Source organism: Kribbella sp. NBC_01484, assembly GCF_036227145.1.
Classification (GTDB): domain Bacteria; phylum Actinomycetota; class Actinomycetes; order Propionibacteriales; family Kribbellaceae; genus Kribbella.
The window spans coordinates 8,784,363-8,796,704 of record NZ_CP109437.1 but is presented as its reverse complement, the minus strand read 5'-3'; the positions used below and the strand labels follow the sequence as shown (position 1 = coordinate 8,796,704).

The following is a 12,342-nucleotide window of genomic DNA, read 5'->3' as shown; positions in this document are numbered from 1 at the left end:
GTGTTGCCTACATGCGATCGATTCTCCTCGTACTTGTGCGGCGCGCCGACTGACGCGACCACAGAGTCGAGCGCGCCCCCTTCAGCCCACCCGGCGGAGGGGGTTTTTTGTTGCCGATGCGACTATCTGCGACCCAGATGGGCAGAGACGACAACCAAGAGCGAGGATGGATCGGTCGCGACAAGCCAATCGTGACAGGACTTAGGGAAGGCACTCATGAGTGAGCAGCTGACCGGGGCACAGGCTCTGATCCGCGCACTGGAACATGCCGGAGTGGACACCGTCTTCGGCATCCCGGGTGGCGCGATCCTCCCGGCGTACGACCCGATGCTCGACTCGACCCAGATCCGCCACATCCTGGTACGTCACGAGCAGGGCGCCGGCCACGCCGCGCAGGGGTACGCCGCCGCGTCCGGCAAGACCGGTGTGTGCATGGCGACCTCGGGTCCCGGGGCGACCAACCTGGTCACGCCGATCGCCGACGCGTACATGGACTCGGTCCCGATGGTCGCGATCACCGGTCAGGTGGCCAGCGCCGCGATCGGCACGGACGCCTTCCAGGAGGCCGACATCCGCGGCATCACGATGCCGATCACCAAGCACAACTTCCTGGTCAACGACCCGAACGACATCGCCACCACGGTGGCCGAGGCGTTCTACATCGCCTCCACCGGCCGGCCCGGCCCGGTGCTGGTCGACGTGACCAAGGACGCGATGCAGGCGCGGGTCGACTTCCAGTGGCCGACCGAGCTGTCGCTGCCCGGCTACCGGCCGGTGACCCGCCCGCACCCGAAGCAGGTGCGCGAGGCGGCCCGTCTGATCGCCGCGGCCGAGAAGCCGGTCCTGTACGTCGGCGGTGGCGTGATCCGGGCCCAGGCCGACGCCGAGCTGAAGGAGCTCGCGGAGCTGCTCGGCATTCCCGTGGTGACCACGCTGATGGCCCGCGGCGCGCTGCCCGACACCCACGAGCTGCACTTCGGCATGCCCGGGATGCACGGCTCGGTGTCCGCGGTCGGCGCGCTCCAGCGGTCCGATCTGCTCATCTGCCTGGGCGCCCGCTTCGACGACCGGGTGACCGGCCGGCTCGACTCGTTCGCCCCCGAGGCGAAGGTCATCCACGCCGACATCGACCCGGCCGAGATCGGCAAGAACCGTGCCGCCGACGTGCCGATCGTGGGGGACTGCAAGGAGGTCATCACCGACCTGCTCGCCGCGCTCCGCACCGAGATCGCGAACGCCGGCCGCACCCCGTCGTACGACGCCTGGCGCCACCAGCTGGAGGCGGTCCGCAGCAAGTACCCGGTCGCGTACGACGAACCCGACGACGGCAGCCTGTCCCCGCAGTACGTGATCGAGCGGATCGGCAAGATCGCCGGCCCGGACGCCGTCTACACCGCGGGCGTCGGCCAGCACCAGATGTGGGCCGCGCACTACCTCCCGTTCGAGAAGCCGCGGCACTGGCTGAACTCCGGCGGCCTCGGCACCATGGGGTACGCCGTTCCGGCCGCGATGGGCGCGAAGGTCGCCCGGCCGGACAAGACCGTGTGGGCGATCGACGGCGACGGCTGCTTCCAGATGACCAACCAGGAGCTGGTCACCTGCGCGCTCGAGGGCATCCCGATCAAGGTTGCCGTGATCAACAACCAGTCGCTGGGCATGGTCCGGCAGTGGCAGACGCTGTTCTACGACAAGCGGTACTCCAACACCGACCTGCACTCGGCCCGGATCCCGGACTTCGCCAAGCTGGCCGAGGCGATGGGCGGCGTCGGGCTGCGTTGCTCGGACAAGGACTCGGTCGACGCCACGATCGACAAGGCGATGTCGGTCACCGACCAGCCGGTCGTGGTCGACTTCGTCGTGCACCGCGACGCAATGGTCTGGCCGATGGTCGCGGCCGGCACCAGCAACGACGACATCCAGATCGCCCGCGACATGGCGCCCAAGTGGGACACCGAGGAGCTCTAATGTCCAAACACACCTTGAGCATCCTGGTCGAGAACAAGCACGGTGTGCTGGCCCGTGTCGCGGCGCTGATCTCGCGACGGGGGTTCAACATCGATTCCCTCGCGGTCGGTCCGACCGAGCACCCCGAGGTGTCCCGGATGACCATCGCGGTCAGCGTGGACGAGCAGCCGCTGGAGCAGATCACCAAGCAGCTGAACAAGCTGGTGAATGTGATCAAGATCGTCGAACTCGAGCCCAGCCAGACGGTTCAGCGCGAACTGCTGCTGGTGAAGGTCAAGGCGGACACCCTGACCAGGGGACAGGTACTGGAGACCGTCCAGTTGTTCCGTGCGAAGGTGGTGGACGTGGCTCCGGACGCGATCACGATCGAGGCGACCGGCAATCCCGAGAAACTCGAGGCCATGCTCCGGGTGCTGGAACCCTTCGGCGTCCGCGAGCTGGTGCAGTCCGGCATGGTGGCGATCGGCCGGGGCAGTCGCTCCATCTCCGACCGCACGCTGCGGCCGGTCCCGCTGCCACCGCCGTACGTCGCCTCCGGCACCCCGACCGTGCAGGCGCAACCCGTCGACCGAGCGCACCACCCGGTCCCGGCACCCCCGCCGGGCCGGCCAGTGGCCCCGGCCCGTCAGGCCTGAACGCCGTACCCCATTCACTACAGAGGAGAAGAGCCCGAAGTGGCAGCTGAAATGTTCTACGACGACAACGCCGACCTGTCGGTGATCCAGGGCCGCCACGTGGCCGTGCTCGGCTACGGCTCCCAGGGCCACGCCCACGCGCTGTCGCTGCGCGACTCCGGCGTCGACGTCCGGGTCGGCCTGCCCGAGGGCTCGAAGAGCCGGGCCAAGGCCGAGGCACAGGGCCTGCGGGTGCTCACCCCGGCCGAGGCGGTCGAGGAGGCCGACGTCATCGTCGTACTCGCGCCGGACCCGGCCCAGCGCAAGCTCTACGCGGAGGCCATCGAGCCGAACCTGGTCGACGGCGACGCGCTCGTCTTCGGTCACGGCTTCAACATCCGGTTCGGCTACATCAAGCCGCCGGCCGGCGTGGACGTGTTCATGGTCGCCCCGAAGGGCCCGGGCCACCTGGTCCGCCGCGAGTACACCGAGGGTCGCGGCGTACCGGTGCTGGTTGCGGTCGAGCAGGACGCCACCGGCAAGGCCTGGGACCTGGCGCTCTCGTACGCCAAGGGCATCGGCGGTCTGCGGGCCGGCGGGATCAAGACCACCTTCACCGAGGAGACCGAGACCGACCTGTTCGGTGAGCAGGCCGTCCTCTGCGGTGGCGTGTCGGCGCTGATCCAGTCCGGCTTCGAGGTGCTCACCGAGGCCGGCTACCAGCCCGAGGTCGCGTACTTCGAGTGCCTGCACGAGCTGAAGCTGATCGTCGACCTGATCTACGAAGGCGGCATCGCGAAGCAGCGCTGGTCGGTCTCCGACACCGCCGAGTACGGCGACTACGTGTCCGGCCCGCGGATCATCGACGCGTCGGTGAAGCAGCGGATGAAGGAGGTCCTCGGTGACATCACCGACGGCACCTTCGCGGCCCGCTTCATCGCCGACCAGGACGCCGGTGCGCCGGAGTTCGCCGAGTTCCGCAAGAAGAGCCAGGAGCACCCGATCGAGGCCGTGGGTAAGGATCTGCGCGGCCTGATGGCGTGGGTCAAGTCGCACGACGACGACTACGTCGAGGGCAGCGCGGCCCGCTGACCCGAAACAGCACAGGTCCGGGGCACCCAGGTGGGTGGCCCGGACCTGTATTTTTGGCACAATCGGTGACGGTTACGGTCTGTGCTGGTGATGGGGGAGGTGCCGATGGACGGGCGCGAGCTACCGCGGCCGCCTAGGCGTGTCCCCGCGGGCGCCGGCACGCTCACCCAACTGCAGGCCGGCACGCCGCGCGGCCCGGAGCCGCCACCTCGGCAGCCGTGGATCTTCGGCCGGTTCCTTGTCGGCTTCCTCGTCGTCCTGGTCATCGTCGCCGGCGGTGCGACCGCCGGCTGGTTCGTCCGCGCGCAGAGCCTGCGGATCGACACCGCCCAGGTCCTCGAGTCCGTCGGCTCCAGTGTCGTCAGGGTGCTGGCCACGACGTGCGCGGGGTCCGGCGAGGCGTCCGGCGTACTGCTCGAGGGCGGGCTGATCCTCACCGCGGCCTCCGCCGTCGAGCAGCCGCTGTCGATCGTGATCATGACCCCGGACGATCGGATCCGCCCGGCCAACCTGCTCGGCACCAGCCCGGACGGGGTCGCCGTACTGCAGATGATCGGGAGCCTGGACGGCGAGCGGGCGTCGCTCGCCCCCGAGGATCCCGATCCGAAGGCCGAGCGTGCGCTGATCGGCTACACCGCGGCCGGTCAGCAGGTGATCAACCCCATCGGTTCGGCGGCCGATCCCACGGCTCTGAGCGAGGTCATGAACGCGACCAAGCTCGGCGGCCCCGTCGTCGACAAGGACGGCCGGGTGGTCGGCGTGGTCGCCGGACGGACGGTCCAGGCGAGCACGATCGTCCCGCTCGAGAAGCTGCGCGGGTACGCCGTGCCGAGGTCGACCGGGATCACCGCCGTACCAGGCGGTTCCTGCGAGGAGTCGCGTGGACCGCAGACCGCGATCGCCCCGGAGTTGCTGGTCGCGAACACAGCGCTGGCGGCGGAGGTCCAGAAGCTGTTCGGCAACTATCTGACGCTGGAGAACAGGCGCAACTTCCCTGCGTTGCAGGCGTTGTACTCCGAGCAGCTGGCCCGGTCGATCACTCCGGTGAGTGATCGGCGCAGTCACCGCACGACGTACTTCTTCGGCCCCAAGATCACCGAGGTCTCCCGGTACGCCAAGGACGGCGCCTACGCCCGGATCACGTTCAACGCGCTCTTCTCACCAGTCACCACCGGCGCCGACGGCCGGCGGTGCAACCGGCTGGACAACCGCTACCGCTTGGTCCGGGAGGGCGGCAGGCTCGTCATCGATACGGCCGTTTCGATGGAGAAACCTCCGCGGAGCTGCGAAGCGGAGTGACCGCCATCCGGGTCCCCGGACCTGTACTTTTTGGCACAATCGATGATGCTTGTCGTTGTGCAGGTGATGGGGGGAACGAATGGAGGGGCGCGAGTTGCCACGGCCGCCTCGGCGGATCCCCACGGGCACCGAGGCGCACACCCAACTGGAGACCAGTACGCCGAGTGACCCCCAGCCGCCACCGCGACCGCCGTGGATCTTCGGCCGGATCCTGGCCGGTTTCATCGTGCTGCTGATCATCGTCGCCGGCGGTGTGGCGGCCGGATGGTGGATCCGGTCACAAAGCGCGCGCGTCGCAACACCAGAGGTCATTGGAACGACCAGCCCGGAAATCACGGACGTCGTCGGCCGGCACGTCCTGAAGACGGCCGGTCCGGCTGTGGTCCGGGTGCTCGGCACGACCTGCGCAGGCACCGGCGAGGGGTCCGGTGCGCTGATCGACGGGGAAACGATCCTGACCGCGGCGTCCGCGATCAGGCAGCCGCTGTCGATCGTGATCGTCACGCCCGACTATCGGATCCGGCGAGCCAATCTGCTCGGCACCAGCGCGGACGGGGTCGCAGTACTGCGTATGGTCGGGCGGCTCGGCAACACCCTGCCGCTCGCGGGTACAGGCCCCGATCCGAAAGCCGATCGCGTGCTGGTCGGCTACACGGCGTCCGCCAAGGAAACGATGCAGTCGATCGGCTCGATCGCCAAGCCGGTAGTGCTCAGCACGGTCATGAACACGGCCGAACTCGGCGGCCCGGTGCTCGACAAGTCCGGCCAGGTGATCGGTGTGGTCGTCGGCGACAACGTCAAGAACAGCAGGATCGTCGGCGTCGACAAGCTCCGCGGCTACGTAGCGCGCGGCTCGACCGCGATCACCGCAGAACTCGGCTCCTGTCGCCGCTCCCGCGGCCCGCAGAGTCCGGTCGTGCCGGAGCTGCAGGTCGCGAGCACGCCGTTGGCGGCCGAGGCGCAGCGGCTGCTCGCCGGCTACTTCACGCTCCAGAACCGGCACGATTTCCAGGCTGTGCAGTCGCTGTACTCCGAGAAGCTTGCCAGGTCGCTGGACGTGGAACGGGATAGCAAAGGCCACCAGACGTCGTACTTCTTCATCCCCAAGGTCACGGATGTGACCCCGACCGAGACGGATGGAGCCGCCGCGCGGGTCTCGCTCAACGTTCTGTTCTCGCCGCGCGCCAAGGGCGCCGAAGGCGAGGCCTGTCGCCGGCTGGACTACAAGTACGACCTGGTCCGGGAGGGCGGCAAGCTGGTGATCGACGACGTGGACCCGATGTCTCCGATGCGGGGCTGCGACGCGGAGTGACCGGCATCCGGGTCCCCGCACGGGGCCGGGCCGGGGACGCGGTACCATCGGACCAGCGGGCACAGCGCGGTGCTCAGATAGTTTTCCGAGCCCAACCGCTTCTGCAGGAGATTCCTCCATGACTGACGTAACCCGGCCCGTCGTCCTGATCGCCGAAGAGCTCAGCCCGGCCACCGTCGAGGCGCTCGGCCCCGACTTCGAGATCCGGCAGATCAACGGCGCCGACCGCGCCCAGCTGCTCCCGGCCATCGCTGACGTCGACGCCATCCTGATCCGCAGCGCCACCAAGGTGGACGCCGAGGCGCTGGCCGCGGCCAAGCGCCTGAAGGTCGTCGCCCGGGCCGGTGTCGGCCTGGACAACGTGGACGTGAAGGCCGCCACCCAGGCCGGTGTGATGGTCGTGAACGCACCGACCTCCAACATCGTCAGCGCCGCCGAGCTCGCGGTCGCCCTGCTGCTGGCCGCCGCGCGCCGCGTCCCGGCCGCCGACCAGTCGCTGAAGAACGGCGAGTGGAAGCGGAGCAAGTACTCCGGCGTCGAGCTGTTCGAGAAGACCGTCGGGATCGTCGGCCTCGGCAAGATCGGCGTCCTGGTCGCGCAGCGGCTGGCTGCCTTCGGCATGAACGTGATCGCCTACGACCCGTACGTGCAGGCCGGCCGGGCCGCGCAGATGGGGGTCCGGCTCGCCTCTCTCGACGAGCTGCTGAGCGTCAGCGACTTCATCTCGGTGCACCTGCCGAAGACCCCGGAGACGATCGGTCTGATCGGCGACGAGGAACTGCACAAGGTCAAGCCCGAGGTCATCATCGTGAACGCGGCCCGCGGCGGCATCGTCGACGAGCAGGCGCTCCACAGTGCTCTGAAGGAAGGCCGCGTGGCCGCCGCCGGCCTGGACGTGTTCGCGTCCGAGCCGTGCACCGACTCGCCGCTGTTCGAGTTCGAGAACGTGGTCGCCACCCCGCACCTCGGCGCGTCCACCGACGAGGCGCAGGAGAAGGCCGGTATCGCGGTCGCCAAGTCGGTCCGGCTCGCGCTGTCCGGCGAACTGGTGCCGGACGCGGTGAACGTCCAGGGCGGCGTGATCGCCGAGGACGTCCGGCCGGGGATCGCGCTGACCGAGAAGCTCGGCCGCATCTTCACCGCGCTGGCCGGCGGCGTCGCGCAGCAGCTCGATGTCGAGGTCCGCGGCGAGATCACGCAGTACGACGTCAAGGTCCTGGAACTGGCCGCACTCAAGGGTGTCTTCGCGGATGTCGTCGAGGACAACGTCTCGTACGTGAACGCGCCGCTGCTCGCGGCCGAGCGGGGTCTCGAGGTCCGGCTCGTCACCGACCACGACAGCCCCGAGCACCGCAATCTGATCACCCTGCGCGGCACACTCGCCGACGGCGCCCAGGTTTCGGTGTCCGGCACGCTGGTCGGCGTCCGGCAGTCGGAGCGGCTCGTCGAGATCGACGGCTTCGACCTCGAGGTCGAGCTGTCCGCCCACCTCGCCTTCCTCACCTACGAGGACCGGCCGGGCATCGTCGGGCAGATCGGCCGCATCCTCGGCGAGGCGGACGTGAACATCGCCGGCATGCAGGTCAGCCGCGACCGCAAGGGCGGCAAGGCGCTGGTCGCGCTGTCGGTCGACTCGGCCATCGCGCCGGCCGTGCTGGACGACATCGCGACCGCGGTCCAGGCCGACACGGCTCGTACCGTGGACCTGGAAGCCTGATTCAGACGAACGACTGATTTACTGGAAGCGGTCAGCCGCCCGCAGGCGCATGGCGGCTGGCAAGGGCCCGGGCTCCATAGCCCGGGCCCGCTTCATGTTCAGTGCCGGGTGGCGAGGAGTACGGCGGCGTCCGGCGCGACCATCACCTCGACGGTGGTGAAGCGCTTGTCCATCAGCCATTCCTGCCGGAGCGTGTCGACCCGGCCCTCGTACATCGGCGGCCAGACCGCCGACGGCGTGAAGTCGTCGAGGACGACGAAGCCGCCGGGCTCGACCACGTCCGCGATGATGTCGCGGGCCGAGAGCTTCGCCTCGCGCGCGTCGACGAACAGCAGGGCGAACGGGCCGCGCTCGATCAGCGCGGTCCAGTCCGCCGAGACGACCTCGATCCGCTCGTCCGCGGCGAACAGCTCCGCCACCACCTGCGCCAGTTGCGGGTCGCTCTCCGCGGTGACGATCCGGGTGCCCTCGCCGGCGCCGCTGCGCAGCCAGGCCGAACCGACGCCGCAGCCGGTCCCGAGCTCACCGAGCAGGCCCGTCTTCGACGCCGCGAGCGACGCGAGCAGGCGACCGGTCTCGTTGCGGGTGGAGCTGACGAATCCCCGCCGGCCGGACAGGCTGAGGGCCGCTGAAACCAGCGGCGGCAGTTCTGGAGGAGCACTCACCGGTTGAGAGTTGCACAGCTCTGGTCCAGTACCAGCACCGGGATCTCACATAGCGGGACAAGCTGCCCGCATAGTGGTGAAATAGTCGGACGCCAGAGTAAATTCGGTCGCACCCTGCCGCCCGCATCCTGTCTCGGGAGGAGCAGCATGTACGAGATGTATCCAGCCAATTGGCCCGCGATCGACGCCCGGGAACGGAAGGCGACCCGCCGTCGCCGGCCGTCCCGCCTGGCGAGCGATGAGGTCAAGGCTGTCCAAGAGGCCATGAACCGCCGTGACAATGGGGGAGAACCCAAGAAGTGAGCGACAAGAAGAACTTCACGCTGGCCGTCGTTCCCGGGGACGGGATCGGACCCGAGGTGACCACCGAGGCGCTCAAGGTGCTCGACGCGGTCGCCGTACAGCATGGCGTGACGTTCGACCGGACCGAGTGCGACCTCGGCGCGAAGCGCTGGCACGCCACCGGTGAGACGCTGCCGGACGCCGAGCTCGAGGAGATCCGCAAGCACGACGCGATCCTGCTCGGCGCGGTCGGCGACCCGAGCGTGCCGTCCGGGGTGCTCGAGCGCGGCCTGCTGCTCAAGCTCCGGTTCACCCTCGACCACTACGTGAACCTGCGCCCCTCGAAGGTCTATCCGTCCGTCGGCTCCCCGCTGGCGAACCCGGGCGCCGTCGACTTCGTCGTCGTCCGCGAGGGCACCGAGGGTCCGTACGTCGGCAACGGCGGCGCACTGCGGGTCGGGACTCCGGCCGAGATCGCCACCGAGGTGTCGGTCAACACGGCGTACGGCGTGGAGCGGGTGGTGCGGGACGCGTTCGCCCGGGCCCAGGCGCGGCCGCGCAAGAAGCTCACCCTCGTCCACAAGAACAACGTGCTCGTGCACGCCGGCCACCTGTGGAAGCGGACCTTCGACAAGGTCGCCGAGGAGTTCCCGGAGATCGCCGTCGACTACCTGCACGTGGACGCGGCGACGATCTTCCTGGTCACCGACCCGGCCCGGTTCGACGTGATCGTCACCGACAACCTGTTCGGCGACATCATCACCGACCTGGCGGCCGCGATCAGCGGCGGCATCGGGCTGGCCGCGAGCGGCAACATCAACCCGGACCGGACCGCGCCGAGCATGTTCGAGCCGGTGCACGGCTCCGCGCCGGACATCGCCGGCCAGCAGAAGGCCGACCCGACCGCGGCGATCCTGTCCGCCGCGCTGCTGTGTGAGCACCTCGGTCTGACCGAGGCCGCGACCGCGATCGAGGCGGCCGTCACCGCCGATATCGAGGAGCGCACCGGTGCGATCCGGACCACCGCCGAGATCGGTGACGCGATCGCCAAGCGCGCTGCGGGCTGAGGGGCGACACTCGCATGACCACTTGGCCAAGAGGTACGGTGCGGCTATGAGCGCCGATCTGCAGTTCACCGTTGAGCCAACCACCCAAGCGGCCAGCGACGACCAGCGCGCCACGATCCTGGCGAACCCGGGATTCGGGCAGTATTTCTCCGACCACATGGCGATCGCCACCTGGTCCAAGGAGAGCGGCTGGCACGACGCGAGGATCACCGCCTTCGGACCGCTGGAGCTGTCTCCGGCCACCGCGGTGTTCCACTACGCCCAGACCATCTTCGAAGGGATGAAGGCCTACCGGCATCCCGACGACTCGATCCACATGTTCCGCCCCGAGGCCAACGCGGCCCGGTTCGCGCGGTCCGCGCACCGGCTCGCGCTGCCGGAGCTGCCGGAGGCAGCCTTCCTGGAGTCGCTGCGCACGCTGGTCGAGCTGGACAAGGCGTGGGTGCCCGCCGGTGGCGAGACGTCGCTCTACCTGCGGCCGTTCATGTTCGGGTCCGACCCGTTCCTCGGTGTCCGCCCGTCCGCGCAGGTCACGTACTGCGTGATCGCGTCGCCGGCCGGCTCGTACTTCTCCGGCGGCGTCAAGCCGGTCCGGATCTGGCTGAGCGAGGAGTACACCCGGGCCGCCCCTGGTGGCACCGGCGCGGCGAAGACCGGCGGTAACTACGCCTCCTCGCTCCTGGCCCAGGCCGAGGCGATCGAGGAGGGCTGCGACCAGGTCGCCTTCCTCGACGCGGTCGAGAAGAAGTGGGTCGAGGAGCTCGGCGGGATGAACCTGTACTTCGTCCTCGACGACAACTCCGTGGTCACGCCGGAGCTGTCCGGCACCATCCTCGAGGGTGTCACCCGGGACTCGATCCTCAAGCTGGTCACCGACCTCGGCTACACCGTGACCGAGCGGAAGATCTCGATCGACGAGTGGCGCGATGGCGCGGCCTCCGGCACGGTCCGCGAGGTGTTCGCCTGTGGCACGGCCGCGGTGGTCACCCCGGTCGCCTCGCTGAAGTGGAAGGACGGCGACGTCCAGGTCGGCGACGGCAACGGCGGCCCGGTCACCGCGGCCGTCCGCAGCGCCCTCCTCGACGTCCAGTACGGTCGCGCGGCCGACCCGCACGGCTGGATGACCCGCGTCTGCTGATTCCGCTTACGTCCGAAGAACTGTGGCCTATGACCCACAGTTCTTCGGACGTTGTGCTGTGGTCAGAAGCGGGTGGCCGAGCGGGCGGCCACGCTGACGAAGACCGCCACCAGCCAGATGCCCAGGGCAACGAACGGCGCTCCGGTCCAGTGCAGGTCGGTGAAGTCCGACAACGCCTTCCCGGTGACGATGATGACCACGGTGATCACCAGCCCGGCAGTCCCGGCCACCAGCGCGTACGTCGACTCTGCCGGTGCCAGCAACAACGACAACGCGAGCAGCAGGTAACCCAGCAACAGAACGACCCCGAGCGGGCCCAGCGGTGCGTCCTTCCCCGGTGCCAACCCGAACAGACTGGTCCCGCCGTACACGTCGATGGACATGCTGGTCCCGCGATCCAGGACGAACCACGTCGGCGCGAGCACGACAAGCAGCGCCAGCCCGGTCGCGAACCCCATCAGCCGGAACTGCAGTTCTTTGAGTTGGTCTGTGTCTGCGGCGCGAGACAGCGGTGCCTTGAGGATCTCGATGGCATCGCGATCGTCCTGCTCGGGCACTGACGGTCCTCTCTCAAGCGACTGTTTCACAGCATCTTCTCAGGTCTGGGGTGCAGACGGACGGTCGCTGTCCACAGGCCGGGTTCGATAGGGTCGGGGATCATGAGCAGCTTCCCCGACGACGTCGACGCCTACTACGCGGAGCTCGCCGAGCGGCGCTCATGGTCGCCGGAGACGGTCACCGCGATCCGCGCCACCGTCGAGCTGATCCGGGATCTCGACCGCGGCACCGCCCCGCGGACGTACGGCGCGATCGCCGACGACCACGGCACCGACTGGCTGTACGAGGCGGTCTGGCACGAGCGGGAGTGGGTCGTGGTCCGCCAGCTCGGCGTGGGGGAGGACGGCGACGTCACGCGGTACTGGTGGCAGCGGCTCGAGGACGACCAGGGCATGCTCACCGACCAGGCCCTGGACCGCGACGAATGGGGCCTGCGGCCCCTGTCCCGCGAGGACTTCTACACTGCCTGGGACGACCCGGGCTGGTCCCTGACCATGCTGACGGCCTGAACTCCGCCGTACGCGGTAGTACTGGTTCGCGTACTGAATGACCGTGATGCGAGACGCTCCCGCCATCGCGTGGACATTCTGTGGCAGACTGCCAAATGTCATGAAGAACTACCAGGTCATTATT

11 protein-coding genes are annotated in these 12,342 nt (G+C 68.9%); 9 read left to right on the top strand and 2 right to left on the bottom strand.

Going from position 1 to position 12,342, the window contains the following annotated elements; translation table 11 throughout:
- Positions 1–216: 216 nt before the first annotated feature.
- The 6 genes from OG555_RS42415 (at position 217) to serA (ending at position 7,999) form a co-directional block, all read left to right on the top strand.
- On the top strand, positions 217–1,965 hold the full coding sequence (locus tag OG555_RS42415; RefSeq protein WP_329479792.1) for an acetolactate synthase large subunit: 1,749 nt from the start codon (positions 217–219) through the stop codon (positions 1,963–1,965).
- Positions 1,965–2,600: an acetolactate synthase small subunit gene (ilvN, locus tag OG555_RS42410; RefSeq protein WP_442914474.1), complete on the top strand. Its 636-nt coding sequence runs from the start codon at positions 1,965–1,967 to the stop codon at positions 2,598–2,600. Before OG555_RS42415 ends, ilvN begins: the two co-directional genes overlap by 1 nt.
- Positions 2,601–2,651: 51 nt before the next feature.
- The gene (ilvC, locus tag OG555_RS42405) at positions 2,652–3,671 is read left to right on the top strand and encodes a ketol-acid reductoisomerase (RefSeq protein WP_329484942.1); all 1,020 of its coding nucleotides are present in this window, start codon (positions 2,652–2,654) and stop codon (positions 3,669–3,671) included.
- A 105-nt stretch (positions 3,672–3,776) separates the two neighbouring features.
- Positions 3,777–4,970 (top strand): S1 family peptidase, encoded by a 1,194-nt coding sequence (locus OG555_RS42400; RefSeq protein ID WP_329479790.1) that lies wholly within the window; start codon positions 3,777–3,779, stop codon positions 4,968–4,970.
- A gap of 94 nt (positions 4,971–5,064) precedes the next feature.
- The gene (locus tag OG555_RS42395) at positions 5,065–6,282 is read left to right on the top strand and encodes a S1 family peptidase (protein ID WP_329479788.1); all 1,218 of its coding nucleotides are present in this window, start codon (positions 5,065–5,067) and stop codon (positions 6,280–6,282) included.
- A gap of 118 nt (positions 6,283–6,400) precedes the next feature.
- Positions 6,401–7,999 carry a phosphoglycerate dehydrogenase gene (gene serA, locus OG555_RS42390; protein ID WP_328519331.1) on the top strand — a complete coding sequence of 533 codons (1,599 nt, stop codon included), beginning with the start codon at positions 6,401–6,403 and terminating at the stop codon, positions 7,997–7,999.
- Positions 8,000–8,097: 98 nt separating this feature from the next.
- Here the strand turns inward: serA and OG555_RS42385 are convergent, their stop codons facing one another.
- Positions 8,098–8,664, bottom strand: a complete 567-nt coding sequence (locus OG555_RS42385; protein WP_328519332.1) for an O-methyltransferase — start codon at positions 8,662–8,664, stop codon at positions 8,098–8,100.
- Positions 8,665–8,963: 299 nt separating this feature from the next.
- Here OG555_RS42385 and OG555_RS42380 point away from each other — a divergent pair, with 299 nt between their 5' ends.
- Together OG555_RS42380 and OG555_RS42375 are read left to right on the top strand one after the other, a co-directional pair.
- Positions 8,964–10,013, top strand: a complete 1,050-nt coding sequence (locus OG555_RS42380) for a 3-isopropylmalate dehydrogenase (RefSeq protein WP_329479786.1) — start codon at positions 8,964–8,966, stop codon at positions 10,011–10,013.
- A gap of 46 nt (positions 10,014–10,059) precedes the next feature.
- The gene (locus OG555_RS42375; protein ID WP_329479784.1) at positions 10,060–11,151 is read left to right on the top strand and encodes a branched-chain amino acid aminotransferase; all 1,092 of its coding nucleotides are present in this window, start codon (positions 10,060–10,062) and stop codon (positions 11,149–11,151) included.
- Positions 11,152–11,213: 62 nt separating this feature from the next.
- Here OG555_RS42375 and OG555_RS42370 read toward each other — a convergent pair whose 3' ends face one another.
- Positions 11,214–11,708: a hypothetical protein gene (locus OG555_RS42370; RefSeq protein WP_329479782.1), complete on the bottom strand. Its 495-nt coding sequence runs from the start codon at positions 11,706–11,708 to the stop codon at positions 11,214–11,216.
- 102 nt (positions 11,709–11,810) lie between these two features.
- Here OG555_RS42370 and OG555_RS42365 point away from each other — a divergent pair, with 102 nt between their 5' ends.
- Positions 11,811–12,218: a hypothetical protein gene (locus OG555_RS42365; RefSeq protein ID WP_329479780.1), complete on the top strand. Its 408-nt coding sequence runs from the start codon at positions 11,811–11,813 to the stop codon at positions 12,216–12,218.
- The last annotated feature ends 124 nt before the right edge of the window (positions 12,219–12,342 follow it).

Coding starts and splice junctions, on each gene's coding strand:
- OG555_RS42415 (WP_329479792.1), top strand. CDS start 217: ATGAGTGAGCAGCTGACCGGGGCACAGGCTCTGATCCGCGCACTGGAA.
- ilvN (WP_442914474.1), top strand. CDS start 1,965: ATGTCCAAACACACCTTGAGCATCCTGGTCGAGAACAAGCACGGTGTG.
- ilvC (WP_329484942.1), top strand. CDS start 2,652: ATGTTCTACGACGACAACGCCGACCTGTCGGTGATCCAGGGCCGCCAC.
- OG555_RS42400 (WP_329479790.1), top strand. CDS start 3,777: ATGGACGGGCGCGAGCTACCGCGGCCGCCTAGGCGTGTCCCCGCGGGC.
- serA (WP_328519331.1), top strand. CDS start 6,401: ATGACTGACGTAACCCGGCCCGTCGTCCTGATCGCCGAAGAGCTCAGC.
- OG555_RS42375 (WP_329479784.1), top strand. CDS start 10,060: ATGAGCGCCGATCTGCAGTTCACCGTTGAGCCAACCACCCAAGCGGCC.
- OG555_RS42365 (WP_329479780.1), top strand. CDS start 11,811: ATGAGCAGCTTCCCCGACGACGTCGACGCCTACTACGCGGAGCTCGCC.